Origin of the sequence: Flavobacterium sp. MMS24-S5 (assembly GCF_050320125.1) — a bacterium.
In the GTDB taxonomy this organism is placed as follows: Bacteria; Bacteroidota; Bacteroidia; order Flavobacteriales; family Flavobacteriaceae; genus Flavobacterium; species Flavobacterium tyrosinilyticum.
The window spans coordinates 1,619,884-1,646,732 of record NZ_CP190016.1 but is presented as its reverse complement, the minus strand read 5'-3'; the positions used below and the strand labels follow the sequence as shown (position 1 = coordinate 1,646,732).

At 33.1% G+C, this 26,849-nt stretch carries 26 protein-coding genes and 1 pseudogene; 16 read left to right on the top strand and 11 right to left on the bottom strand.

The features are described 5' to 3' along the window. Positions 1-267: 267 nt before the first annotated feature. The 10 genes and pseudogenes from ACPWTF_RS07360 to ACPWTF_RS07315 all read left to right on the top strand — a co-directional run bounded on the left by ACPWTF_RS07360 (position 268) and on the right by ACPWTF_RS07315 (position 9,098). On the top strand, positions 268-846 hold the full coding sequence (locus tag ACPWTF_RS07360) for a nucleotide exchange factor GrpE (protein ID WP_250837149.1): 579 nt from the start codon (positions 268-270) through the stop codon (positions 844-846). Positions 847-915: 69 nt separating this feature from the next. Beyond that, positions 916-2,025, top strand: a complete 1,110-nt coding sequence (gene dnaJ / locus ACPWTF_RS07355) for a molecular chaperone DnaJ (protein WP_427874995.1) — start codon at positions 916-918, stop codon at positions 2,023-2,025. A gap of 158 nt (positions 2,026-2,183) precedes the next feature. Beyond that, positions 2,184-3,128, top strand: coding sequence for an ABC transporter ATP-binding protein (locus ACPWTF_RS07350; protein WP_427874994.1), 945 nt, complete (start codon positions 2,184-2,186; stop codon positions 3,126-3,128). Positions 3,129-3,199: 71 nt separating this feature from the next. Next, positions 3,200-4,518 (top strand): annotated as a pseudogene (locus ACPWTF_RS07345) (ABC transporter permease). A 105-nt stretch (positions 4,519-4,623) separates the two neighbouring features. Further along, entirely contained in the window at positions 4,624-5,787 is a 1,164-nt protein-coding gene (locus ACPWTF_RS07340) for a sigma-54-dependent transcriptional regulator (protein ID WP_250837145.1), read from the top strand. Between the two features lie 45 nt (positions 5,788-5,832). Continuing rightward, entirely contained in the window at positions 5,833-6,492 is a 660-nt protein-coding gene (locus ACPWTF_RS07335; RefSeq protein WP_320492383.1) for a DEAD/DEAH box helicase, read from the top strand. A gap of 138 nt (positions 6,493-6,630) precedes the next feature. Continuing rightward, complete coding sequence (locus ACPWTF_RS07330; protein WP_427874993.1) at positions 6,631-7,446, top strand: alpha/beta hydrolase; 816 nt, start codon at positions 6,631-6,633, stop codon at positions 7,444-7,446. 14 nt (positions 7,447-7,460) lie between these two features. Then, positions 7,461-7,679, top strand: coding sequence for a putative signal transducing protein (locus tag ACPWTF_RS07325; protein ID WP_095931831.1), 219 nt, complete (start codon positions 7,461-7,463; stop codon positions 7,677-7,679). A 77-nt stretch (positions 7,680-7,756) separates the two neighbouring features. Next, entirely contained in the window at positions 7,757-8,560 is an 804-nt protein-coding gene (locus tag ACPWTF_RS07320; RefSeq protein ID WP_427874992.1) for a Cof-type HAD-IIB family hydrolase, read from the top strand. Positions 8,561-8,567: 7 nt separating this feature from the next. Further along, positions 8,568-9,098, top strand: a complete 531-nt coding sequence (locus tag ACPWTF_RS07315) for a GNAT family N-acetyltransferase (RefSeq protein WP_427874991.1) — start codon at positions 8,568-8,570, stop codon at positions 9,096-9,098. Between the two features lie 81 nt (positions 9,099-9,179). On the opposite strand, the gene ACPWTF_RS07310 is transcribed toward ACPWTF_RS07315, so the two are convergent. Then, positions 9,180-9,704: a hypothetical protein gene (locus tag ACPWTF_RS07310; protein WP_202006353.1), complete on the bottom strand. Its 525-nt coding sequence runs from the start codon at positions 9,702-9,704 to the stop codon at positions 9,180-9,182. Positions 9,705-10,191: 487 nt separating this feature from the next. Here ACPWTF_RS07310 and mtaB point away from each other — a divergent pair, with 487 nt between their 5' ends. Then, complete coding sequence (gene mtaB, locus ACPWTF_RS07305) at positions 10,192-11,526, top strand: tRNA (N(6)-L-threonylcarbamoyladenosine(37)-C(2))-methylthiotransferase MtaB (RefSeq protein WP_095931104.1); 1,335 nt, start codon at positions 10,192-10,194, stop codon at positions 11,524-11,526. Positions 11,527-11,685: 159 nt separating this feature from the next. Here mtaB and ACPWTF_RS07300 read toward each other — a convergent pair whose 3' ends face one another. The 8 genes from ACPWTF_RS07300 to ACPWTF_RS07265 form a co-directional block, all read right to left on the bottom strand. Continuing rightward, positions 11,686-12,192 (bottom strand): hypothetical protein, encoded by a 507-nt coding sequence (locus tag ACPWTF_RS07300; RefSeq protein WP_427875741.1) that lies wholly within the window; start codon positions 12,190-12,192, stop codon positions 11,686-11,688. Positions 12,193-12,302: 110 nt separating this feature from the next. Then, complete coding sequence (locus ACPWTF_RS07295) at positions 12,303-13,019, bottom strand: 3-ketoacyl-ACP reductase (RefSeq protein ID WP_095931102.1); 717 nt, start codon at positions 13,017-13,019, stop codon at positions 12,303-12,305. 114 nt (positions 13,020-13,133) lie between these two features. Next, on the bottom strand, positions 13,134-13,721 hold the full coding sequence (locus ACPWTF_RS07290) for a phospholipid scramblase-related protein (RefSeq protein ID WP_427874990.1): 588 nt from the start codon (positions 13,719-13,721) through the stop codon (positions 13,134-13,136). 62 nt (positions 13,722-13,783) lie between these two features. Beyond that, positions 13,784-15,937 carry a YfbK domain-containing protein gene (locus ACPWTF_RS07285; protein WP_427874989.1) on the bottom strand — a complete coding sequence of 718 codons (2,154 nt, stop codon included), beginning with the start codon at positions 15,935-15,937 and terminating at the stop codon, positions 13,784-13,786. Positions 15,938-16,080: 143 nt separating this feature from the next. Continuing rightward, the gene (locus ACPWTF_RS07280; protein ID WP_427874988.1) at positions 16,081-16,965 is read right to left on the bottom strand and encodes a hypothetical protein; all 885 of its coding nucleotides are present in this window, start codon (positions 16,963-16,965) and stop codon (positions 16,081-16,083) included. A 2-nt stretch (positions 16,966-16,967) separates the two neighbouring features. After that, a complete protein-coding gene (locus tag ACPWTF_RS07275) occupies positions 16,968-17,468 on the bottom strand; it encodes an RNA polymerase sigma factor (protein ID WP_427874987.1) in 501 nt (166 codons plus the stop codon). A gap of 327 nt (positions 17,469-17,795) precedes the next feature. Beyond that, positions 17,796-18,632 carry a DUF6929 family protein gene (locus tag ACPWTF_RS07270; protein ID WP_427874986.1) on the bottom strand — a complete coding sequence of 279 codons (837 nt, stop codon included), beginning with the start codon at positions 18,630-18,632 and terminating at the stop codon, positions 17,796-17,798. A gap of 25 nt (positions 18,633-18,657) precedes the next feature. Beyond that, positions 18,658-19,302: a hypothetical protein gene (locus tag ACPWTF_RS07265; protein ID WP_427874985.1), complete on the bottom strand. Its 645-nt coding sequence runs from the start codon at positions 19,300-19,302 to the stop codon at positions 18,658-18,660. 228 nt (positions 19,303-19,530) lie between these two features. On the opposite strand from ACPWTF_RS07265, the gene ACPWTF_RS07260 reads away from it, so the two are divergent. Next, positions 19,531-20,409 carry a PPK2 family polyphosphate kinase gene (locus ACPWTF_RS07260; protein ID WP_427874983.1) on the top strand — a complete coding sequence of 293 codons (879 nt, stop codon included), beginning with the start codon at positions 19,531-19,533 and terminating at the stop codon, positions 20,407-20,409. 128 nt (positions 20,410-20,537) lie between these two features. On the opposite strand, the gene ACPWTF_RS07255 is transcribed toward ACPWTF_RS07260, so the two are convergent. Next, positions 20,538-21,056 (bottom strand): hypothetical protein, encoded by a 519-nt coding sequence (locus ACPWTF_RS07255; protein WP_379797011.1) that lies wholly within the window; start codon positions 21,054-21,056, stop codon positions 20,538-20,540. Between the two features lie 189 nt (positions 21,057-21,245). On the opposite strand from ACPWTF_RS07255, the gene ACPWTF_RS07250 reads away from it, so the two are divergent. The 4 genes from ACPWTF_RS07250 to ACPWTF_RS07235 all read left to right on the top strand — a co-directional run bounded on the left by ACPWTF_RS07250 (position 21,246) and on the right by ACPWTF_RS07235 (position 25,636). After that, a complete protein-coding gene (locus tag ACPWTF_RS07250) occupies positions 21,246-22,628 on the top strand; it encodes an MATE family efflux transporter (protein ID WP_427874982.1) in 1,383 nt (460 codons plus the stop codon). A gap of 96 nt (positions 22,629-22,724) precedes the next feature. After that, positions 22,725-22,952 (top strand): hypothetical protein, encoded by a 228-nt coding sequence (locus ACPWTF_RS07245; protein WP_095931090.1) that lies wholly within the window; start codon positions 22,725-22,727, stop codon positions 22,950-22,952. Positions 22,953-22,989: 37 nt separating this feature from the next. Beyond that, entirely contained in the window at positions 22,990-24,924 is a 1,935-nt protein-coding gene (locus ACPWTF_RS07240) for an LTA synthase family protein (protein WP_427874981.1), read from the top strand. Positions 24,925-24,946: 22 nt separating this feature from the next. Beyond that, positions 24,947-25,636 carry a DUF4304 domain-containing protein gene (locus ACPWTF_RS07235; protein ID WP_427874980.1) on the top strand — a complete coding sequence of 230 codons (690 nt, stop codon included), beginning with the start codon at positions 24,947-24,949 and terminating at the stop codon, positions 25,634-25,636. Between the two features lie 29 nt (positions 25,637-25,665). Here the strand turns inward: ACPWTF_RS07235 and meaB are convergent, their stop codons facing one another. Then, on the bottom strand, positions 25,666-26,763 hold the full coding sequence (meaB, locus tag ACPWTF_RS07230) for a methylmalonyl Co-A mutase-associated GTPase MeaB (RefSeq protein ID WP_427874979.1): 1,098 nt from the start codon (positions 26,761-26,763) through the stop codon (positions 25,666-25,668). Positions 26,764-26,849 lie beyond the last annotated feature (86 nt).

The window sequence follows — 26,849 nt, the reverse complement described above, 5'->3', positions numbered from 1 at the left end:
TATAGGCGAAGCTTTTTTTAATATAAGGTAAACTTGAATTAATAATTATTTAGAGGCCGAAGCCAACCCTTAAATTCAATTTTTGGCGGTAATAATTTATGTTTATTGGTCTCAAAGATAATATAAACTAAAACGTAATAGTCTTAAAATTATAATAAATTTTTTCTGAGCAGATACTTTTTTTAAAGGTCTCATAATTAATAAAGTGACAATTTGACATTTTATAAGATTTGGCAGTACTTTTGCAATCCAACAGAAAGAAATAAAATGAAGTTTAAGAATATTTTTAAAAATAAAAGTAATATGACTACGGAAAATACAGAATTCGATCAGGAATTAGACGATGTAACGTTAGAGAACAATGCCAACGGAGAACAGTTAATTGTTGAAGAATTAAGTGTTGAGGAGCAATTAGCTAAAGACTTGGCTCACGAAAAAGATAAGTTTTTGAGATTATTTGCTGAATTTGAAAATTACAAAAAAAGAACTTCAAAAGAGCGTCTTGATTTATTTAAAACAGCAAATCAAGAGGTTTTATTGGCAATGCTTCCGGTTTTAGATGATTTTGACAGAGCGGCAGTAGAGATCAACAAGTCTGAGGATGAGAATTTGAAAAAAGGTGTTGAGTTGATTCACGAAAAACTGAGAAATACTTTAGTTTCTAAAGGTTTAGAGCAAGTTGAAATTCAAGCAGGAGATGCTTTCAATGCTGATATTGCTGAAGCAATTACCCAAATTCCAGCGCCGTCTGATAAATTAAAAGGGAAAATTGTTGATGTTATTGAAAAAGGATACAAATTAGGAGACAAAATTATTCGTTACCCTAAAGTTGTTGTAGGAAACTAAAAATGCAATAAGAATTTCAAATGCATTTTTGGATTTTGGAATTTTTAAGATTTGGAACTTAATCTAATTATGAAAAAAGATTTTTACGAAATACTAGGCATTTCAAAAAATGCTGATGCTGCCGAAATAAAAAAAGCATACCGAAAAAGTGCGCTTAAATACCACCCTGATAAAAATCCAGGCGACAAAGAGGCAGAAGAAAACTTCAAATTGGCGGCAGAAGCTTATGAAGTTTTAAGTGATCCACAGAAAAAAGCGAAATACGATCAATATGGTCATCAAGCATTTGATGGCTCTGGCGGATTTGGCGGTGGCCACGGCGGTATGAATATGGATGACATTTTCAGCCAGTTTGGTGATATTTTTGGTGGCGGATTTGGCGGTTTCGGAGGCGGAGGCGGAGGCCATCGTCGTGCGAAAGGAAGCAATCTTCGAATTAAAGTAAAATTAACTTTAGAAGAAATTGCAAATGGAGTGGAGAAAAAAGTAAAAGTAAAACGTAAAGTTCAAGCAAAAGGCGTAACGTATAAAACTTGTACGACTTGTAACGGTCAAGGACAAGTAATGCGTGTAACCAATACCATTTTAGGAAGAATGCAATCTGCATCTACTTGTCCTGCTTGTGGTGGTTCTGGTCAGATTTTAGATAAAAAACCTTCTGAGGCAGATGCTCAAGGAATGGTTCAAGAAGACGAAACAGTATCAATTAAAATTCCTGCGGGAGTTGTTGATGGTATGCAGTTAAAAGTTGCCAACAAAGGTAACGATGCTCCAGGAAACAGTATTCCAGGAGATTTAATTGTAGCGATTGAAGAAGTTGAACACGAATTCTTGAAGCGTGAAGGAGAAAACATCCATTTCGATTTATACATCAGTTTTCCTGAAGCAGTTTTGGGAGCTTCTAAAGATATTGAAGCAATCAACGGAAAAGTTCGTATTAAATTGGAAGAAGGAATTCAGTCTGGAAAAATCTTAAGATTGAAAGGAAAAGGAATTCCAAGTTTAAATGGTTACGGAAGCGGAGATTTATTGGTTCACGTAAATGTTTGGACTCCAAAAACATTAAATAAAGAGCAAAAACAATTCTTTGAAAATGCTTTAGCAGACGAACATTTTGTTCCAAGTCCAGAGAAATCAGAGAAGTCGTTTTTTGAAAAAGTAAAAGATATGTTCTCATAATCTGAACTTTTTTAAAGTTATAAAAATTAAAAACCCATTCTAGCATAAATTAGAATGGGTTTTTTGCGTAATATGCCACAATTTCGCTTCGAATTATTTACTTTTACAGTCGCTGAACCGTAACAGGCAAAGTGACGCAGTAAATCCTTAAAAATAGCATGAGTAACTTACTTGAAGTACATAAAGTCGTAAAAAAATACGGCAATTATGTAGCACTTAACGAAGTTTCATTAAATGTGCCAAAAGGCAGTATATATGGACTTTTAGGTCCGAATGGAGCCGGAAAAACTTCCCTTATCAGAATCATAAACCAAATTACATTGCCAGATAGTGGCGAAGTAATTTTGGATGGAGAAAGATTGCAACCCAAACATGTGCAAACTATCGGATACCTTCCAGAAGAAAGAGGTTTGTATAGTTCGATGAAAGTGGGAGAGCAATGTTTATATCTGGCTCAAATGAAAGGCCTTTCTAAGGCTGAAGCCAAGAAACAATTGGATTATTGGTTTGACCGATTAGGAATTCAAGGCTGGTGGAACAAGAAAATTCAGGAACTTTCTAAAGGAATGGCACAGAAAATTCAGTTTGTGGTTTGTGTTTTGCATAAACCAAAATTGCTAATTTTAGATGAGCCTTTCTCTGGATTTGATCCTGTAAATGCGAATGTTATTAAAGATGAAATTCTGGCATTGAAAGAACAAGGTTCTACTATTATTTTTTCGACGCACCGAATGGAAAGTGTAGAAGAGCTTTGTGAAAACATTGCTTTAATTCACAAATCCAATAAATTGATCGAAGGGAAAGTGGCTGATGTGAAACGTCAGTTTAGAACCAATAGTTTTGAAGTTGGAATTTTGACGAATAATGTTGAAGGTTTGATGTACGATATCACTCAAAAGTTCACGGTTTCGCCTGCTAGTTTTAAATCTTTAAATGATGATTTGAAATTAAATATTCAGATTGGAAATGCAAGTCCAAACGAATTATTGAATATTTTAACACAACGTGGACAAGTAACACATTTCGTAGAAAAAATTCCGAGCATAAACGATATTTTTATCCAAACGGTAACGGAAAACAAAAAATTAAATTCCAATAATTAAATTCCAAAATCCAAGTTTGGAACTTCGAGAGTTGGAATTTGGGATTTTAGATTTGAAAATTAAAAATATTTATGAGCATCATCTCGTTGATTATAAAAAGAGAATTTATTGCCAAAGTCCGCAATAAATCTTTTGTTGTCATGACATTTTTGAGTCCGCTTTTATTTGTGGCGATTGCTGTTTTTATTGGCTATTTAAGTTCGATGAAAGCAGAAACAAAAAGAATTGCAATTCATGACGAAACCGGACTTTTTGCGTCTGATTTTTTAAAAGAAAATAAAAAAGGAGCCGAATTCAAATATTTAAATTTATCTGAAATTGATGTAAAGGCTTTAAAAGATAGCATTACAAAAGAAAATTTCAACGGATTAATCGTTATTCCGAAAACAAAAGATATAAAAGATTTAGAAAGTAAAATTGAATTTATTTCTAATAATAGCCCGAGCATTTCTTTTGTTGAAAACACTCAAGATATCATTGGAAATAAAATTACAAAACTAAATCTGGAAGAAGCAAAACTAGACACTTTGGCCATCCAGAAAGCGCAGTCAGATGTAAATATTCATTTGGTTAAAGCTTCAGGAGAAGAAAGTCTGAAAGGTTTAAATGAAATTAAAATCGGAATCGGAGGCGCATTTGGTTACTTGATCATGATGTTTATTATCATTTACGGGAATATGGTAATGCGAAGCGTAATCGAAGAAAAAACAAACAGAATTATCGAAATCATTATTTCATCTGTAAAACCATTTCAGTTGATGATTGGTAAAATTGTAGGAACATCATTGGCTGGGATTTTACAATTTATGATTTGGGCGATAATTGGATTAGGATTGATGTTTGCAGCTTCGGCATTTTTCGGCGTGAATGTTCGTGTCCGACAGCCAGAATTTCTCCAGAATTAATGCAAAGTGCGCAGCATGAATTTGCTGGATCGGCCCAAATGTATATTGCTGAGTTATGGAATTTGCCAATTGCAAGTATCATAATCGGATTTGTAATTTATTTTATTGGAGGATATTTTTTATATAGCTCATTTTACGCAGCAATTGGAGCGGCAGTTGACAATCAAACCGATTCTCAGCAATTTTTGCTGCCAATTTTAATGCCTCTTATTTTGAGCGTCTATATCGGATTTTTTACAGTTGTAAACGATCCGCACGGAAGTGTTGCGGTTATCTTTTCAATGATTCCGTTAACTTCGCCAATTGTAATGCTAATGCGTATTCCGTTTGGCGTGCCGTGGTGGCAAATCGCAATTTCGGTATCATTATTGTTTGCTACATTTTTCCTTGTGGTATGGTTCGCTGCCAAAATTTACCGTGTAGGTATTTTAATGTACGGCAAAAAACCGACTTGGAAGGAATTGTATAAGTGGCTAAAATATTAATTTTAAAGATGCTAAGATACTAAGGTTCTAAGATGCTAAGTTTTTTAGCTTCTAAAAAAAAACTCAGAACCTTAGTATCTTAGCGTCTTTGAACCTTAGAAAAAAATGAGTAAAATACTAATTATTGAAGACGAAGCAGCGATCAGAAGAGTTTTGGTAAAAATTTTATCAGAAGAAAATGATGCGTATCAGGTTGATGAAGCTGAAGATGGTGTTGCGGGACTTGAAAAAATAAAAAACAACGACTATGATTTGGTTTTGTGCGATATCAAAATGCCAAAAATGGACGGTGTTGAGGTTTTGGAAGAAGTAAAAAAGATAAAACCAGAGATTCCGATGGTTATGATTTCAGGTCATGGCGATATGGAAACTGCGATTCAGACCATGCGTTTGGGCGCATTCGATTATATTTCGAAACCGCCAGATTTGAACCGTTTATTGAATACGGTTCGTAATGCTTTGGATAAAAAACAATTAGTAGTTGAAAATAAAATCCTAAAGAAAAAAGTTAGCAAAAACTACGAAATGATTGGCGACAGCGAATCGATTAATCATATCAAAGTGATGATTGATAAAGTGGCGCAAACAGAAGCGAGAGTTTTGATTACTGGACCAAATGGAACGGGAAAAGAATTAGTGGCGCATCAGTTACATGAAAAAAGCGAGCGTTCTAGTTTTCCGTTAATTGAAGTAAACTGTGCGGCAATTCCAAGCGAATTGATTGAAAGCGAATTGTTCGGACACGTAAAAGGTGCTTTCACATCGGCTGTGAAAGATCGTGCAGGAAAGTTTGAAGCAGCAGACAAAGGAACTATTTTCTTGGATGAAATTGGAGATATGAGTCTTTCGGCGCAAGCCAAAGTTTTGCGTGCTTTGCAAGAAAGTATGATTACGAGAGTTGGTGCTGATAAAGATATTAAAGTTGATGTTCGTGTTGTTGCAGCTACGAATAAAGATCTGAAAACAGAAATCGCAGAAGGCCGTTTCCGTGAAGATTTATACCATCGTTTGGCAGTGATTTTAATTAAAGTTCCGGCATTGAATGAAAGACGTGATGATATTCCAGCTTTGATTTCGCATTTTGCAGAAAAAATAGCTTTAGAGCAAGGAAATGCAGTTAAGTCATTTTCGGCGCAAGCCATAAAATTATTGCAAGAATACGATTGGACAGGAAATATTCGTGAACTTCGAAATGTAGTAGAAAGATTGATTATTTTGGGAGGAAACGAAATCTCAGAATCAGATGTGAAAATGTTCGCAAGCAAATAATGATTTGGAATCTAAATTCTAAAATCATAAATCTAAAATTTAGAAATGAAACTAAAAAAAATAAACGAGAAATTACAAGACGGACTAGTTGAAAATGGTTTAACGGAAGCGAATGCTTTGCAGTTGGAAACTTTTTCAACCATAAAAAGCGGAGCTGATTGTGTAATTATTTCTCCAAAAGGAAGTGGAAAAACAACAACGATTGTTTTAAATGTTATTCAGCAATTGGCTGGTAAAACCGAAGAATCGCCACGTGCTTTAATCATTGTAGAAGACAAAGCAAAAGTTTTGGAGATGGTTGAGCTTTTTGAGAAATATGGGAAATACACCAATTTGGAAATTTATGGTGTAAACGAAAAAGGCGACATGGATTATGATAAAAACTACGTTTCTACTGGAATCGACGTTCTAATTGGTACGCCAACTAAATTAAACGACATGTTTAGTACAGCGGGTTACAATGTAAATCGTTTAAAAATGTTTATTTTGGATGATGCAGATCCGATCTTGAAATTACGCCATGATCCAAAAATCACACGTATTTCTAATAGTATCGCCAAAGTGCAACGAATTATCTTTTCTGAAACTCTGACAGAGCGTATTGAAATTTTGGCAGATAAAATCATGGTTGAGCCTTATTTGTTTGATATGGATGAAGACGGAGAAGAGCTTGATGAAGACGAAGACGATATTGAAGAAGAATAATTTATAATAAAGTTTTCAGTCCCGGTTTTCAGTCTCAGTAACTGAAAAGCGGGATTTTTTATTAATTATCTGTTACATTTAGTTTTCAGTTTTAATAAACACTAAAAATGAAAACTGCGACTCAAAACTAATTTAGATATGGAGATTTTAAAAACGTTTAAATTTTTGGGAATTGTGCTTTTGTGCTTTTTTCTGATTATTTATGTTTTGATGATATCCTATTTTTATTTTAATCAGGTTGATTTAGTTTTCTATCGTTCAAAATTGCCTAAAGACTATAAATTTGATTATCAGCAAAAATTTGAAGAAATCAATATTTCTTCTTTTGATGGATTTGTGTTGAATGGATTATTGTTTAAAGCTGAAAACTCAAAAGGACTTGTTTTTTATCTGCATGGAAATGCTGGAACACTTGAAACTTGGGGTAAAATTGCAAAAATATACACCTCATTAGATTATGATATCTTTATCTTGGATTACAGAAGTTTCGGAAAAAGTGAAGGCGAAATAGAGAATGAAGAGCAATTGAGTAAAGATATTTCTATCGTATATAAGAAAGTGGCTGAGAGATACGCTGAAGATAAAATTATTATTGCAGGATATTCAATTGGTTCTGGTTTTGCCACAAAATTGGCATTAGAGAATAAACCGAAAGCTTTGATTCTTCAAGCGCCGTATTATAATTTTCTAGAATTATCTAGCTCTAGAGCGCCATTTTTTCCTGACTTTATGAAGAAATTTAGCTTGGAAACAAATCTTTATCTTCCAAGAATAAAAAGACCAATTTATATTTTTCATGGAACTAAAGATCAGTTAATTCCAATTGATAATTCAGTCAGGCTAAAGAAGTTATTAAAAGCAAATGTCTATTTTTATCCGCTGAAAAATCAAGAACATATTGGAGTAAATGAAAATGAAGATTTTCAAAAACAATTAAAAAGAATATTAGAATAAAAAAATAAAACGTTATGGGATTAATGAAAGTATTTTCTGGAAGTGAAGTTTTAGCAATTGCTTTGCAGGAAAGATTAGAAGAAGCTGGAGTAGAAACAGTAAAAAAAGACAATATTCAATCTGCACGTTTAGGAGGTTTTGGCCAGACAGATTTGGCAATTGAAGTATTTATACAAGAAACAGATTTTGCAAAAGCAAATCCGGTTATAGAAGAGTTTAGAATGAGTCTTTAAAAGTTTTCAGTTTTCAGTCGTAGTTTTCAGTTGTTACTGAGACTGCGACTGAAAACTGCGACTGAAAACTAAAAAAAATGCAATACAAAATGTTAGTGCTCGACATGGATGACACCTTGTTGACAGACGATCACAGAATATCAGATTTAAATAAAAAAGTAATATTAGAAGCACAAGCAAAAGGCGTTTACGTTGTTTTGGCTTCTGGAAGACCAACTACCGCAATGACAGCTTATGCAAAGGAGTTGGAATTAGATAAAAACGATTCGTATATGATTTCGTTTAACGGCGCAATAATCAGCCGTGTGAAAGATGATCTAATTTTGTTTGAACAGAAGTTAACTGTAGAGCAAATTCATGCGTTATACGATTATAGTGTAAAAAAGAATGCGCATATCATTACGTATTTAGACGACCAAATCATTAGCGAAACAGATTCTGAATATATTGAGGTAGAAAAAGAAATCACGGGAATGGCCGATCTTAAAGTTTCAAGCTTTAAAGATTATGTAGACAGACCAGCGGTTAAATGTATTTTGCTACAAGATCCAGCTTATTTAAAAACCTTGGAAAAAGATTTAATGGAGGCTATGCCACATTTAAGTGTTTCGATGTCTAAACCATTTTTCTTAGAAGCGGCACAGCAAGGCATTGATAAAGCAGCGAGTTTAAAACTTTTGGCAGAAAAGCTGGGTATTCATCAAAGTGAGATTATCGCCGTTGGAAACGCGGGGAATGACTTGACAATGATAGAATATGCAGGTTTAGGAGTTTGGGTAGATAATGTGAATCCTGAATTGCGTGATCGAGCAGATTTAATCGTAGCTTCAAATAATGATGATGGTGTTGCTGAAGTGGTGCAAAAATATATTTTAAATTAAATAAAAGATGAAAAATCCAATTGAAACAGAGCGTTTGCTTTTACGAGAATTAGAACTTTCTGATGCAGAAGGAATGTTTGAATTGGATTCTAATCCAAATGTGCATTTATTTGTCGGAAATAGACCTGTAAAACATATTGACGAAAGCATTGAATATATCAAATTTGTTCATAAACAATATAAAGATCTTGGCACAAGAAGATGGGCTGTTGTTCTTAAGGAAACCAATGAATTTATTGGCTGGTCTGGAATCAAATTTATTACAGACGAGATCAATAATCATAAAAACTTTTATGAGCTAGGATATCGTTTTATCGAAAAGCATTGGGGAAAAGGTTATGCAACCGAAGCAGGAAGAGCTTTTATTGATCATGCTTTTAACGAAATGAAAGTAGAAGTGCTTTATGCTTACGCAGATGCAGGAAACGAAAACTCAAGAAAAATTCTGGAGAAATTAGGCTTTCATTTTGTGAATTCTTTTGAATACGATGAAGAATTAGAAGTTTGGTACGAACTTAAGAATCCAAACAGAATTTAAATAAAAAACGAATTCCAAATCTTTACATACTTAAAAGTCAGTAAAGATTTGGAATTAATTAAGAAGTAATATTTGTAAATATTATTTTTTAGCTACAGAAACAAAATATTTATTTCCGTCACCCATAGTTAATTTTACACGCTCGTCGCAAAGATCGATTGCAAAATTGGCACTTTCGTAGCAGCTGCAAGTCGTATTTTTGTCTTTGGACATTTCTGTTTTACAGTTGTTGTTTTTAAAGCTTGCTAATTGCGGAGTGTATAAACTAACCAAGTCGGTAGAAGCGGTTACTAAAGAAATGATACTTGCAGAATTGTTGTTTGTAATTCTGTATACAATTCTATCGGTATAATTTACTTCGTTAACTGTTACTTTACGAATGTAGGTATAAGCTGTAGATCCTTCACCAGGTTCTTTAACTTCAAACTTAAACCCAACTGCACGAATAGCAACATCAAATTGCTGTTGTGAGTTAAAGCTTGCCCAAGTCGTCAATGTGCTAATAGTAGGAAATGGATTTGCATTTGCGGCTGGAGCACTAGTTTGCGCTTGCGAACTAAATACGGTTAAGAACATCAAGCAGATTGTGGGTAAAAATGCTTTCATAAAGCGTGGTATTTGTATTTTAATTTTGCCTACTCTCTTTGGTTTTCGGCTTTCCCATTTCATTTTGTAACACAAAACAACAACATAACGAGTAAAATTCAAAATTGTTATGCCCGAATTATTATTAAATTAATTAAAGCTTATCAAAATTCTTTAATGTAGCTCAATTTTGAATTACATTCATAACAATGGTAAATGTAAGAAATTTAGAATTTAAAACCGAAAAAAATGTATTTAATCGATAAAATTTGCATTTAATCGATTATTTTGTCATTTAATTCTTATCAGAGTGTTAAAATTTCAATAATAGCACACTCACATTTTTTTTTAATAAAAATAGAAAAAATTAGCTTTCAAATGTTTCTAAATTAATATTAGTGTCAAATTATTGATTCGAAGTAGATTAATTGCTTTCTTTTGATGAATATTGTTTGTAAATTTGCAGCCTTAAATTTTTTGACAACGATTTCATTAATTTAAGCAGATTATGGAAAACAGAAAAAAAGTTGCCTTTTATACACTGGGTTGTAAACTGAATTTTTCAGAGACTTCTACAATTGCCAGAAATTTTAATGACGAAGGTTTTGACCGCGTCGATTTTGAAGAAATAGCAGATATTTATGTCATTAATACTTGCTCTGTAACAGAAAATGCAGATAAGCAGTTTAAGCAGGTAGTTAGAAAAGCAATGAAGCTGAATGAAAAAGCTTTTGTTGCTGCTGTTGGATGTTATGCACAATTAAAACCTGAAGAATTAGCGGCAGTAGACGGTGTTGATTTGGTGTTGGGTGCAACAGAAAAATTCAAAATCACGGACTATATCCATGATTTGAGCAAAAACGATATGGGCGAAGTTCACTCATGCGAAATTGCTGAAGCCGATTTCTATGTAGGAAGTTATTCTATTGGAGATCGTACCAGAGCATTCTTAAAAGTTCAAGACGGTTGCGATTATAAATGTACCTATTGCACAATTCCGTTGGCAAGAGGAATTTCTAGAAGTGATGCTTTAGAAAATGTTTTAAAAAATGCCAAAGAAATTTCGGCTCAAAATATCCGTGAAATTGTTTTAACGGGTGTAAATATTGGTGATTACGGAAAAGGGGAGTTCGGAAACAAAAAACACGAACATACTTTTCTAGATTTAGTTCAGGCTTTAGATAAAGTAGAAGGAATTGAGCGTTTGAGAATTTCGTCTATCGAACCGAATTTATTGAAAAACGAAACGATCGAATTTGTTTCTAAAAGCAGAACTTTTGTACCGCATTTTCATATTCCGTTGCAATCAGGAAGCAATGATATTTTGAAATTGATGAAACGCCGTTATTTACGTGAAGTTTATATTGACCGTGTCAATAAAATTCGCGAAGTAATGCCACATGCTTGTATTGGTGTAGATGTGATTGTTGGTTTTCCTGGAGAAACAGACGAACACTTTTTAGAAACGTATCATTTCTTAAATGAATTGGATATTTCGTATTTACACGTATTTACGTATTCTGAAAGAGATAATACCGAAGCTGTTGATATGGAAGGCGTAGTTCCTTCAAATGTTAGAGCAAAACGCAGTAAAATGCTTCGTGGTTTGTCAGTTAAAAAACGTCGTGCTTTTTACGAAAGCCAGTTAGGCACAAACAGAACGGTACTTTTTGAAAGCGAAAATAAAGAAGGATACATTCATGGGTTTACTGAAAACTACGTAAAAGTAAAAACACCTTGGAATCCAGAATTAGTAAATACTTTGCAAGAAATCAATTTGACAAAAATAGACGAAGACGGAAGTGTACGTTTGGAGTTTTTGAATAAATTGGCAGAAGCGTAAAAAATATACTCAAAGTATTTGTCATTCCGAGGAACGAGGAATCACACTCGAAACTCTACAAAGATTGACAATTATAGCATACGGAATTACTAGTGTGATTCCTCGTTCCTCGGAATGACAAAAAAAGCCTCTTATTAGAGGCTTTTCTGTTTTTATAAATTATTCATTTTCCTGAACAACCAATTTCAAAGAATTAATATAATCGGTATCAAATTCTATAACTCGAATTTTTTCGGGATTAAAACTTAATTCTCCTCCAAACTGACCTTGCGTATCTAAAAAATCGATAGTCAATTCTTCCTCATTTAATTCGATTAATTTTCCTAGATAAGCAGATTTAGATGATTTTTTTGCAATCTGAAAAATGCCATATTTTTCAGAAATAAATTTAATAATCGAAGCCAAATCTTTAATCGGGATAATATCATCCGAATTAATTTTTAATCCTTTCATCCGAATTACTTTTTCTGTAAAAGCCAAATAGTGATCTCGGTTAACAGCTTCAATGTTTTTATTTCTCAAAATAACAAAACCATCCAAAATAAAATCTACAGGATTATTTCGAAGCAAAATCCATTCATCAGAATAATCAATAAGAAATCCGGAGAAAATCTGTTTTTTATCCTGAAATTCTATTTCGACCAATTGTCTTAAATATTGTTCCATCATGTTTTTTTAAATTCCAATAATTTAGTTTCAAATTCCAATATTTAAATTCCAAACTCCAATTACTTTGAGATTGGAATTTGGAATTTCAAAAATTTAGAATTTATTCTTTATGGGTTAGTAGACCAGATGCTGCTATTTTTAATAAACACCCTTCGGTTTAATTTTAATTGAGCAATGATTAAATCTGCCATATCTTCAGACTGCATTACTTTTTCTGGATTTCCGTCAGTTAAGTTTAAATCTTTTGCCATGTCAGTTGCAACGGTACTTGGTGTTAGCGCCGTAACACGAATATTGTGTTTTCTCATTTCCTGCATCAAAGAATCAGTTAAACCTAAAACTGCAAATTTAGAAGCACTGTAAGCACTTGTCAAAGCGTTTCCGTTTAATCCAGCAGTCGAAGAAATATTGATAATGTCTCCAGTTTGTCTTTCGATCATATTTGGGATAATGGCACGAGTAGTGTAATACGTTCCCATTAAATTCACCTGAATAATTCTTTCCCATGCTTCTGGCTCTAATTCTAAGAATTTTCCAAAAGAAGCAATTCCAGCGCTATTGATTAAAATGTCAATGCTTTTAAATTCTGCGATAGCTTTTTCAACAGCAGAATTGATAGAGCTGATGTCAGAAACATCGGCAGACAAAGCCAAAGTTTTTACACCCAGTTTAGCCGTTTCTTCTGCCAGTTGATCGATATCACTTTTTGTTCTCGAAACTAAAATTAGATTTACGCCTTCTTTAGCCAAAGCAATTGCTACAGCTTTTCCAATTCCTTTTCCTGCGCCCGTAATAAAGGCATTTTTATTTTTTAAGTCGGTCATGATTGTATTTTTAGAAATGCAAAAAGCATCATTTTAAGTCTTACAAAAATAAGGTTTTGAAAACTAAAATGATGCTTTAAAAGATATTCTTAATCTAAGTTTAACAACTTTCTGTTATTCTTTCAGAACCATGTCTATACACATTACGGCTCCTAAAATTAACTGTCTCAACGGACTATCGGCTGCTACTGTCTCTTCAATTTGAAGTGCATAATTATCAGCACTTGTAAAAAACTCTTTTCCTAATCCAGCCCATTTTTTATTTACTTGCGCTAATTGTTTGCCTTCATGAGAGAATTTAAAATCCCAACCCGTCCATTTTCCTTGAAGCGTTGCAATTGGTTTTTCGTTTTTATCCAGGATATCAAACTTTCCTCCAATAGAAAAGAATTTTTGTTTGAAAGTTCCAACCAAACGATCTTTTTCGTCCAAAACTTCAACGGTCGATCTAAAGATGGCAACACCTCTTCTTACTGTTATTAATTTTTCTCCAGAAGCAGTTGTAATTTCAACATTAAATGGAGTGGCTCTTTTATAATCTGTAAAACGAAATACTTTGGTGAAAAAACCAAGATTGTTTTCTCGGCAGTTCATTATAATTTGATTGGTTTCTGGGTGATAAATATCGTAATTGTTTGCAGCTTTGAACATTCCAACATGTTCTTTTACTAAAAATAGATTTTGGCTTAAAATAGGATTCATACGTGTGTAAAATAAGTTTTAAAAATGAAGCGGCAAATGTAATATAATATTTATTAATTATACTATTTAGAAGTTTCAACCAAACGAATAAATTCGGCTTTATAACCTTCGCCATCATTTGAATTTCCTTGTTTGGCTAATTTTATAATTTCTTTCGAAGATTTGTCAGCGATTAATTTTGAATCTCGCAGTTTCAATCCGAACCAAGCTACGGCAGAACTAAATTTCATATCATCACTTGCTTTTTCTAAAATCACCGATTTGTTTTCGATTACCTGAACCATTTCGATGCTTTCATCACCATCAGGCTTTTTGTAACGGAATTTTATTGTAGCCAATTCATTGCTGTAATTAGTAGAACTATTTTCTGTTTTAGTATATTTTAGAGCATCAGGCTGTTCGGCTAAATAATCACTTTTTACTCCAGTTGGAATAATTTCATACAAAGCTGTAACCGTATGATTGCTGCCCAATTCTCCTGCATCAATGGCGTCGTTTTTAAAATCTTCTGGACGCAATTTTCTGTTTTCGTAACCAATTAATCTATACGCCTGAACTTGTTTTGGATTAAATTCAATCTGAATTTTTACATCTTTCGCGATAGCAAACATCGAACCTTTGAATTCTTTTCCTAAAAAACGATTGGCTTCTTGAATGTTATCGATGTAAGCATAATTTCCGTTTCCTTTATCAGCCAAAATTTCCATTTTGCTGTCCTTGTAATTTCCCATTCCGTAACCTAAACAAGTTAAGAAAACGCCTGTTTTTCTTTTTTCTTCAATTAATTTTTCCATATCAGAATTAGAAGAACTTCCAACGTTAAAATCTCCGTCGGTAGCCAAGATTACTCTGTTGTTTCCGCTTTTAATGAAATTTTCAGTTGCAATCTTATAAGCCAATTCAATTCCTGCTCCGCCGGCCGTACTTCCTCCAGCTTGCAAATTATCCAATGCATTAATAATTGTTTTTTTCTCATCTCCAGAAGTTGGCGGTAAAACCATTCCCGCAGCACCCGCGTAAACTACAATTGCTACTTTATCTTTTGATCTTAATTCGTTAACCAAAATTTTTAATGATTGTTTTAATAAAGGCAATTTGTTCATGTCTTCCATAGATCCAGAAACATCAATCAAGAAAACAAGATTTGAAGCGGGTAAATCTTCAGTTGGAATGTTTTTTCCTTGTAAACCAATTTTCAATATTTTGCTATTGGAGTTCCAAGGCGAATCGCTCACTTCGGTATTGATCGAAAACGGATGCTCGTTTTTGGGCTGCGGGTACGTATATTTAAAGAAATTAACCATTTCTTCTACACGAACGGCATCTTTTGGTACTTTCTGTCCGTTGTTTAAAAAACGTCTGATATTCGTATAAGAAGCATTATCGACATCTATAGAAAAAGTTGAAAGTGGTGCTGTTTTAGGGCTTTCGAAAGCATTCTCAACAAAAGCATCATAATCTTCCTGAGTTGGTTCAGTCGGAATTGGCATAATGTTTAATTTTTTGTCCAATTCTTTTTCTGAAAGGTTTTTGTAGATTTCATTTTTGGTTGAAATTACTACAACACCATTTGAAGCTTTGTTTCCATAAATCGAAGTTGCCGCTTGGTCTTTTAAAACCGAAACATTATCAATATCATTCGGATTAATTTTTGCCATTTGATTGGCTTTCACTTTAACTCCGTCAACAATATACATCGGTTCGTTTTTTGGAGAAATTGTAGCATTTCCGCGAATAGCAATTGGAGCTGGCATAGCAGAATATGCGATAGAATTTTGAGTTTGAATTCCTGCAACTTTTCCTTTAAGTGCCTGCTTAGCGTCTTTTTTCTCTCTCTTTCTTTCGGCACGAGCATAACTTCGGTCTTCATATTCAGAATGGGCAGTTCCATAGCCAACAACTACAACTTCGCTTAAAGTCTGATTATCTGGAAGAAGTTTTATATTAATAATATTTGAGTTCTGAATCTTTTGGCTTTGGCTTTTGTATCCAATGAAGCTGAAAACCAGCATATCGCCAGTTTTGGCTTGAATGCTGTATTGACCATCAAAATTGGTGTAAGTATTAGCTTTTGTGGTCTGATTTATAACGGTTACGCCTGGAAGCGGCTGTTTTGTTTCATCTGAAATGATTCCCGTAATTGTTCTTTCTTGTGCCATGCTTACGAAACATATAAGCATAGCAATGGCTGATGAAATAAGTTTTAGACTTTTCATGATAATAAGTTTTAAGATTAATGTTTTGATTTTGCTTTGTCAAAGCTGCAGACTTTGACAAAGCATAAGATTATTTTTTCGGAGCTGGTTTTCCGTTTTTAGTAGTGATAATAAGAACTCCTTTTTTCCCTCGTTCGCCGTATTTAGAAGTAGCTTCGAGGTGCCTGCAAAATAGTTATGGTTTTAATTTCCTGTTTGTCTAAAGGTGCATAAGGACTTGTTGGGTTTTTGCCAAATAAATCTTCTTCAGAGTAATAGATGCCATCGATAATGTACAAAGGATTGTCTAGAACTACTAGAGACTCCACATTTTCAGGCTGTAAATTAGACATTTCTGCTTGCATCATTTTGTCTCTTTTAGCATCGTCACTGTGTGCCATAGCATTTCCGTTAAGAATTACCAAAGGAGCATTTTTCTTAGCTTTTTGAGCGGGTGCGGCTGCGTAAGCAACTTTTGCAGATTGTCTGTCTAGATAACTTCTTTCTTCGAAAGCATCTTTTTTTGAAGAACTAGCATCTTCTTCATCAAAACTTTCACTTATTGCGAATTTTGCAGGAATAGTAGCTTCTGCATCAATTTTTGGTGTTGCAACAGCTTGAATTGGTTCTGCTTTAGGAATCATTGTTTCTTGAATCGCAACTCGTTCTTTATTTTTAGTTTGATTTTCTAAAATTTTAACCGCTTCTTCATTAGAAACTATTTCTGAATCTGAAGATGGAGTTGCCACTTTTTTATCTAAAATTGGTTTTTCAAATTGTTTGATTTCTTTTGCATCAAAAACCACTTTTGGTGTTTCTGTTACAGTTTCTTTATCTGAATGTAAAAATTGATAACCTAAAGAAATAAGTAAAAGAAGAGAAGCCGCAATTGCAATTTTCTTCCATAAAGCAATTGTTTTTTTATCTTCTTTTTTGTCCAGTTTTTCTTCAACACGCGACCAGACTTTTTCCATTCCTGGAAAGTCTTGAAACTCGGCTTTTTGCGAAGCTTCTTTTATTTTATCGAATAATTTATCTTGATTGTCCATGACTATTTTGCTTTTTGATAATACAGTTTATTAACCAGTTCTTTCAGTTTGGTCTTAGCGGCATTCAATTGTGATTTTGAGGTGCCTTCAGAAATCTTTAGCATTTCGGCTATTTCTTTATGAGAGTAACCTTCAATAACAAAAAGGTTAAAAACAGTTTTACAGCCGTCAGGAATGTGGTTTAATAAATTAAGTAGATCTTCTTCTTCCAACGTATTCAGTTCATCGACAGAAGGCTGAGAAATCAGCTTTATGTCGTCTAAATACATGTTGAAGTTGGTTGCTTTTCTAATACTTGCCAAACAATGATTTACAGTTATTCGTCTAGCCCAAGCTTCAAAAGCATACGCTTCTTTTAATTGATCCAGTTTGGTGAAAATAGTAAAGAAAGAATCGGCTAATGCTTCTTCAATTTCTTCTTCCTTTTTTAAATATCTTTTGCAAAGGCGGTACAACTTAGGCGCCATGTATTCGTACACCTCACGCTGGGCGTCGCGGTGCATTTTTTTACAGTTTGCTATTTGAGTCTCGTTTATCACAATTGTTGTCTTTCTTGTATAGAGAGATAAAAAGATAAAAAGGTTGGGATGGGGGTGAAAAAAATATTAAAATATTTTTTTTGGGTTCAAAGTTACAAAGTTACGAAGGTTTTATTGTAGAGGCGAACTGCAGTGCGTCTACGGAAAGAATATCAAATTATGGGTTCTCTCATTTTAGACGCACTGCAGTGCGTCTCTACGTTAATATTGTAATCAAAATATTTTGTGTTTCTCTGCGAAAATCTTTGCGAATCTCTGTGTAATAGCTCTTTCGCAAAGATTCGCAAAATATTATTTAATCGGTAATGTCAATTTATAAATTTTTGTTTCTAAAAGCTCTGTGTCATTGTCTTCGCAAAGCAAAAACTCGATTTTATTATTTTCTTTTTTGTATAAAGTTAGACCTTCAAATTTATTGGTTGCCGTAATTTTTTGAGTGAAATCTATTTTCATCGTTTTAACGTCTATTCTTCCAATGAAACTTCCTAAGATTTCTCCGTCATCATAAGTTGATTTGGTATCTTCAGCAGTTGAAAGGAAATAAATTTTATCATCGACCAACACAGCATCGGTAAAACTGGAACGAACGCCTTTTATTTTTGGCAGTTTGTAATTGACCGAAATCAGCGCAAATTCTTCTCCGAGGTTTTTGGCGTGAATGGTAAAAATGGTGTTTTTGTTGGTAGCGCCATTTCCTCGATTGAATAAATACCAATTTTCTCCATCAAAAATAGCGCCTTCCAGATTAAAATCTTCGGGTTTTATTTCTCCAAAGCTCTGCATTACTGCATACAAATCGACTAAATTATTCTTTTGTAAAACCGTTTTGGATTTAATATCAAATTCGATCATTTTATTTCGGTTTTCGGTTGAACCAGAACCAAAAACATACAATGTGTCGTTATGATGCGTTAGAGATTCAAAATCAGGTTTTAGATTTTTAGGAATATTTTGCGTCGGATTATCAATTAAAGCGTGTTGATTTAATTGCTGATTCTGCATATTGTATTCGTAAAGAAATCCGCTGTTGTCGCCAATTACATAAAGTGCGTCATTATTGTAAAATAATCCCGATGCCGAGCCGATTCCGATAATTTGAAATAATATTTCTAATGTGAATTTTTCCATGAAGTTTTATTTTGAAGCCTTTAGTTTATCTTGACTTTATCTTTTTAAATATATTGTTTTTTTCGGCTTCTGAAGTTATTTTTTCAAGAATATCAACGATTAGTTTACTTTTTAGATTGATGTTGTTTTTGTAATTTATATTTATAAAGTTTCCATCTTCTTTTTGTAAATCAAAATCATCAAATCGTTTTTCTGTTATATTTCCTTTTATAATAATTCTTAAGTTTTGAAAACTTGAATGACTTCTGGCCATCGTGTGTTTTATTTTTTTTGATTTTTGTATGGTCACATATTCAAAAGGTTTGATTATTTCATGTTCAATTAAAGTTTTATTAGAGAAATAAGTTTCCCAAAAAGAATCGTCTTGAAGTATGATTTTTGAATATTCATCACAATAACCAAGTTTAGAAAAGTAGGTTTTGTCTTTTTCTTTCCAAAAAACATATATGGGATGATTTGTTAAATCGGCAATACAAATCTCGCCTTCGTTTTCAGAAAGTTCAACAATGGGAATACTTCCAGTTGAGTAAGTTTCGTAGGTAAACAAAGTATCTGTTTTTTGGGTTTTGATAAAGTCTGAAACTAAGTCATTAAGGTTAATTTTTAGATTAGTTTGCGCATTTATAATAAATGGTAAGAACAGAATGAAAATGATAATTCTTTTTGTCATTATGAATTTGAAATATTTGAATTGTTCTTTTGAAAACGAATGCCTAGCCCTGATAGTAATGGAAATACTTTGAAAAGAAATTGCATTTTTTCCTGACATAAGAAAGCGACCAACGGAAGCTCTTGTTATGGCTTTGGAAAAAAGCAGTTTATTGAAAAGTATTGCAATGAATAGCAGGAATATGCTTCGTAAAATTACTATATTTATAAGACAAAAAATGAAAAAGATATGAAATCAATAGATCCGAAAGATTTTAAAGTTGTAGATAAAATAAAGCTTAAAGAAATTCCAACTGTTTTGGATGTTAAAGCAGATGACGAGGAAAAAGAAGAAAAATTAGATAGGGTACAAGCCAAATTAAGTGATTTGCAAGACGTAATGTACGCGCACAACAAATACAGTGTTTTGATTTGTCTGCAAGGAATGGATACTTCGGGGAAAGATAGTTTGATTCGAGAAGTTTTTAAGGAGTTTAATCCGCGTGGAGTAGTGGTGCATAGTTTTAAAACGCCCACTTCAACAGAACTGGAGCATGATTATTTATGGCGCCATTATATTGCGCTTCCAGAAAAAGGAAAGTTTGCCATTTTTAATAGAACCCATTATGAAAATGTTTTGGTAACCCGTGTGCATCCTGAATATGTCTTGGCTGAAAACTTACCTGAAATTAATTCTGTAGACGATATTACGCCTGATTTTTGGAAAAATAGAATTGAACAGATTAATAATTTTGAAAAGCATATTTCTCAAAACGGAACAATCGTAATGAAATTCTATCTGCATTTGAGCAAAGAAGAACAGCGCCAGCGTTTATTGCGTCGTTTGGAGGAAGAAAAACACAATTGGAAATTTTCGCCTGGAGATTTAAAAGAACGTGGCTATTGGGATGAATACATGAAGTATTATGAAGAAGCAATCAATAAAACATCGACTTCGCATGCACCATGGTATATTATCCCTGCAGATGATAAAGAAATGTCACGCTATATTGTAGCAAAAATTATTTGGGAAGAAATGAAAAAACATACCGATATTAAAGAACCTGAGTTAGACAAAAAAACGGCTGCCAATATTGAATTGTATAAGAAAGAATTAGGAGAAAAATAATGGAACAATTGAGATAATTAGTCAATTTGATAATTTTTTTAGGACAAGACACAATAATAAAAAACCCGACAGACCATTCAGGCTGTCGGGTTTTTACCAAAAACAAAATAATAAATTAAACCTATTTTTTATAGTTTAAAACCATAAGCAACACGTAATGCTACTTGATTGGTTCTAAAATCGTGATAATCTTCGTAACGAACACTTAAGTCGATGTACTTGTTGGCATAACCAATTCCTGGAGCCCATAAAAAAGTTGTTTTATCGTAACCATTTGTTACTGCAAAACCAGCACCCAGTTCTCCTAAAACATAAAATTGATCTTTTAAGACAAAAGCTTTAAAACCTGCTTTGGCCGGAATAAATCCAAGATCTTTTATGTTGTTTCCAAGGTCATCTTTTCCCATAAATAGGTTTGTAAATCCCGTTGTTAAAGTCAAAGATGTTTTCTTAGAAAGATCATATTGTAAACGAACGTCTCCCCCAAGAGCCCAGTCGTAATCACCGTCGGTCGGTAATCCTCCATTTAATCCGACTCCTAATCTAAAACCCTGATCGTAATTTTCTACTCCGCTCTCTTGAGCAAAAGTTGTGTTGGCAAATAAAAACGCGAACGCAGCTAGGCATAACATCTGTAATTTTTTCATGGCTTATATTTTTGAAATTTCTATGATGTAAAATTATATTGGAGGCGTTTGGAGTTTGTTATACAATTTTTAAAAATCGTTACATAATATTGAGTTCGTCTTATTTTTGTCTTAAAATTGGCATATATTTTTATTGATAGGATAGAATTCGAAGCTTCTGACTATCTTTGCGCACAAAATAGAATAAAAGTGAATTTAAAGCAGTACACCAAAGAGTTTTCGTATAATTTGAGACTAGCCTATCCCGTAATTTTGGGTATGGTCGGACATACTTTAATTGGTATTGTCGATAATATAATGGTTGGTAAAATTGGAAGTACAGAATTGGCGGCAGTTTCACTTGGTAACAGTATGATTTTTATAGCCATGTCTTTAGGAATTGGATTTTCTACAGCCATTACGCCAATCGTTGCCGAAGGTGATGCAGAGAAAAACGATACCAAAATTCGTTCTGCTTTTCATCATGGATTATTTCTATGTACGATTCTAGGACTGGTACTTTTTACGGTTATCATGTTTGCTAAACCAATTATGGAATTGTTAAAACAGCCAGAAGATGTTATTGTACTTGCAAAACCTTATTTAGGATGGGTCGCTTTTTCTTTGATTCCGCTTGTAATGTATCAGGGGTATAAGCAATTTGCAGACGGAATGTCTTTGACAAAATATTCGATGTATGCTATGGTAATGGCAAATGTGCTTCACGTAGGTATAAACTATGTTTTGATTTACGGAATCTGGATTTTTCCAAAAATGGGAATTATTGGCGCAGCATTAGGAACCGTAATTTCGAGAATATTTTTGGTAATGTTCATGCATATTATGCTTTCGCGAAGAGACGATTTAAAGCGATTTTTTAAAGGTTTTAGTTTTAATGAAATCAAAAAAACTATGATCAAAAAAATTATCAGTATCGGATTTCCTTCTGCAATGCAGATGCTTTTTGAAGTGGTTTTGTTTACCGCTTCGATCTGGCTTTGCGGGAACATCGGAAAAACAAGTCAGGCTGCCAATCAGATTGCTTTGAGTTTGGCTTCGATGACTTTTATGTTTGCAATGGGATTAAGCGTGACATCTATGGTGCGTGTAAGTAACCAAAGGGGATTGATGGATTATAAAAAGCTGATTGTTGTTGCGCGTTCTATCTTTTTGCTTGCTATAATCTTAGAGACTGTTTTTGCAATTTTCTTTATTATTTTCCACGATTATCTTCCATATATTTTCTTAAATATGGAAAATACAGGGCAGATTTTAGATAACGAAGAAGTTATTCGCATTGCTTCAAAACTGCTTTTAATTGCAGCTGTTTTCCAGATTTCTGACGGAATTCAAGTTGTGGTTTTGGGCGCTTTACGCGGATTACAAGACGTAAAAGTTCCAATGTACATTACTTTTGTAGCCTATTGGGTTATTGGTTTTCCGATTTCCTATTATTTAGGAGAACACACAGAATTGAAAGCACAGGGAGTTTGGGTTGGACTTTTGGCCGGATTGACTGCAGCGGCAATTTGTCTTTATATTCGTTTTCATTACTTGACAAAGAGATTAATTGCGAAATCAGATATAGAATAATTAAATTTGAAAAATATATTTCACTGATTTTGAAGGTTAAAACAAGAGAAATCGGTTTTAAAAAATAATAATCAATTACTAAAAAAATAAACAAATATGGAATTACCTAAATTTTTACTTGGAGATAACACAGATTTTCCAGACGATATTTTTATCATTCACTTAGATTATCCAAGATTTATAATCAATTTGAAAGATGATGAGGTGGAGTTTTTAGAAGAAGCTGAAGATCTTGACGAAGCAGAATTAAATGCCGAAATGGAAGATTTAATTGAAAAAGCAAATGAGTTTTATGACAGAGAAATAAACCGTTACGAAGAGTAATTTGTTTCTCTAATTTTACGTTCTTATAACTATCTTAATGAAAAACTTACGTTTCTTAAAACCGATTTTTAGTTTCATCGCAATCGGATTATTGATTACCACTCTAAGTCGAATATTTTTATTTTTTCTTTTTAAAGAAAGAGTAGTTCAAACGCCAGATTTCTGGTATATTTTTCCAATCGGTCTTCGAATGGATTTGATATTACTTTGTTATTTGTCGTTTCTTCCAGCATTACTAATTACATTTTTGCCGAATAAATGGCTAAAATTTACCAATAAGTTTCTGGTAGTATATAGTTTTCTGTTTCTGTTTTTAATTCTTTTTGTAGAATTAGCTTCGCCAGATTTTGTAAAACAATATGATACACGTCCCAATAAGATTTTCTTAGATTATCTTATTTATCCAAAGGAAGTAGTAGGAATGCTTTTAAAAAGTTATCTGACTTCTATAATCGTAACATTTTTAATTTTAGGAGTTGCGCTTTATTTTGCTGTCAAAAAAGGAAAACAATTATTCTATACTTCAAGTGCAGAATACAAATTCAAGTTAATGATATTTCCATTAGTAGCTTTTTTATTGTTTTTTGGAGCACGTTCTAGTCTAACTTCAAAACGTCCTATTAATGCGAGTAATGCTGTTTTTTCTACCGATCAATTAACAAACGCTCTTGGATTAAATTCATTTTATACGGTTGCTTTTGCTGCCTATTCAATCAAAAATGAAGGAAATACAAAAATGTATGGAAAAATGGATGAAGCAGAAGCTATTGCTCGTGTAAAAAAATACATGATCGCAGGGCCGAAGGATTTTACCGATACTGAAATTCCGTTTTTGCATGTCCAGCAACCAGATTCTTTATTAAAGAAACCTTACAATTTAGTAATCTTTTTGCAAGAAAGTTTAGGCGCAGAGTACGTTGGAATTTTAGGCGGAAAACCATTAACGCCAGAATTTGATAAATTATCTAAAGAAGGAACATTATTTACTAATTTGTATTGCACAGGAACCAGAAGTGTTCGCGGAATTGAAGCAGTAGTGACTGGGTTTTTGCCTTCGCCATCTGAAAGTGTCGTAAGATTAGGAAATTCACAGCAAGGCTTTTTTACCTTAGCAGATGCTTTAAAACAAAAGGGGTACGACACCAGTTTCATTTACGGAGGAATGGCCAATTTTGATAATATGGCTTCATTTTTTAATGGAAATGGTTTTCAAGATATTGTTGATCAAACCGATTTTGAATCCGATGGAAATAAATATGCCTTTAAAGGAACTTGGGGATATTCTGATGAAGATTTAGTAACCAAAGCCAATCAGTATTTTAAATCAAAAGGAGACAAACCGTTCTTTTCCTTAATGTTCTCGACTTCCAATCACGAACCTTTTGAATATCCTGCGGGAAGAATTAAACCTTATGATAAAAAGCCTAACACGGTAAATAATGCCATGAAATATGCTGATTTCTCTATTGGAAAATTCTTTGAAATGGCCAAAAAGGAGGCTTATTTTAAAAATACAATTTTCATTGTAATCGCAGATCATAATACGAGAACATACGGCAAAAATTTAGTTCCAATAAATAAATTCCATATTCCAGCATTTATTATGGGGCCAGGAGTTCCAAAAGGAGCAGTTTATGACAGATTGGCAAGTCAAATTGATATTCCGCCAACACTGTTAGGGTATTTAGGAATGCCTTTTGAAACCCCAATGGTAGGACGCAACTTGACAAAGTTAGATTCAAAAGTACAAGGAAGATCTATCATGCAGTTCAACGACATTAATGCATTTAGAGTTGAGAATCAAGTTGTAATCATGCAACCCAATTTGAAACCATTACAATTTGAAATCAAAAATGATACAACTTTAATTCCAGTTAAATTAAACGAAGATTTAGCAAAAGATGCCTTAGCGCATGTTATTACAGCAGGGAATTTGTATAAAGAGAGTAAGTATAAATTAAGAAAAAAATAATTATAACTTGATTAACTAGAAAATGAATACTAGGGGAACATTTGAAATAGGTTGTAAAAAGATTTATGATCATCTAGTTAATTTTGGTTTTAAATCTGTTAAGAAAGGTCAATTGCTTAAAAAAAAATCAAGCGATGGTGAATTTATTTATGAAATATATTTTCAGTCAAGTTTACGAAATTGGAGTGGAAGTATTTCTATTTGGCCTCATATTTCTGTCAGTTCAAATTCACTAAAAAAATGGCAGATAGAAAAGTATAATTCTGATGAAGAAAGTGGATTGATTTTTTCAACTAGATTAGAAAATTTGACACCATTAAAAAATAAAAATACTGATTGGAATATTGCTCAAAACAATCAGGAAAATATAATTCCTAGGTTATGTGAACTAATTGAAAAACATGCAATTCCTGTTTTCGAAAGATTTGAAAATATAGATAATCTGTTAGAGGACATTTCTACAAATTCATTAGCACTTAATGAACATTTTGATACAAAGCATCAAAATTTACCGATAGATTTTTTGATTTATTATGGAAATATTGATATAGCACAAAAAGCTTTTGACAATTATTTGGAAAAGCAAAAGTTAAGAAATAATGCGAAACGAGTTTATGAAGAGATGGAAAAAACTGGGAATAATTCAAATCAATTTGTAACAGATTTTACAATGCGGAGAGCTTATTTGAATAACTTAATAATTAAAGACTGAGAAAAAAACTCAGAACCTTAGTATCTTAGTTACTTAGAACCTTTATTAAAATAAAATTTTAATAACACAGAAGCAGCTGCAAAAGATGAAATTTCATTGTTTTGCACTGCTTTTTTGTTTTCTTCCAATAATGAAATAATTTCAGGGCGGTTATAAAAATTCTGTTTCAATTGCTCATTGATGGTTTCCATCATCCAGAAATGGTTTTGTTCGTTTCTTTTGTCTTGGAAAAATCCTGATTCTTTTGTCAATTCTAAATAATTAGAAATCGTACTCCAAACTTCGGGAATTCCATCTTTTGTTAGCGAACTGCAAGTGGTTACTTTAGGCTGCCAATTTGATTTTTTTGGAGGAAATAAATGTAAAGCACGATTAAACTCTAATTTCGCCTGATTGGCTTTTTTTACATTGTCGCCGTCTGCTTTGTTGATTACAATTGCATCAGCCATTTCCATAATACCTCGTTTGATGCCTTGGAGTTCATCGCCTGCACCAGAAATTTTTAAAAGTAAAAAGAAATCTACCATACCATGAACAGCAGTTTCACTTTGGCCAACACCAACTGTTTCGATAATTATAGTGTCAAAACCTGCCGCTTCACAAAGAATAATCGTTTCTCGGGTTTTTCGAGCCACTCCACCTAAAGTTTCTCCAGAAGCACTTGGTCTAATAAAAGCATTTTCATCTTTAACCAATTCTTCCATTCTTGTTTTGTCGCCCAAAATACTTCCGTGTGAAAGCGAACTGCTTGGATCAACGGCCAAAACAGCTACTTTTTTTCCTAGTTGAGTGAGATGTTTTCCAAAAGCTTCAATAAAAGTACTTTTTCCAACACCAGGAACACCTGTAATTCCAATTCTAACTGATTTATTGGCATAAGCCAAACAGCCTTGAATGACTTCGCCAGCTTTTTCAAAATGATCTGGATTGGTGCTTTCAATTAAAGTAATGGCACGGCTTAAAGAAGTTCTGTTTCCTTCTAAAATACCCTTAATTAATTCTTCAGAAGAGGGTTGTTGTCTGCGTTTATTTTTAATTTGATTGATAGCCGAAATATTGGTGATTTCGGGAGGTGAAATTCCAGCTTTTTTAGATATGCTACCACTTTGTTTATTTGAATTTGACAAAACGCACTTTTTAGAAATGTAAAAGTACAGAAAACAAAAGCAGTTTCAAAAAGTTAGTTTGCTACCAATTACACGAATTTCCGCTA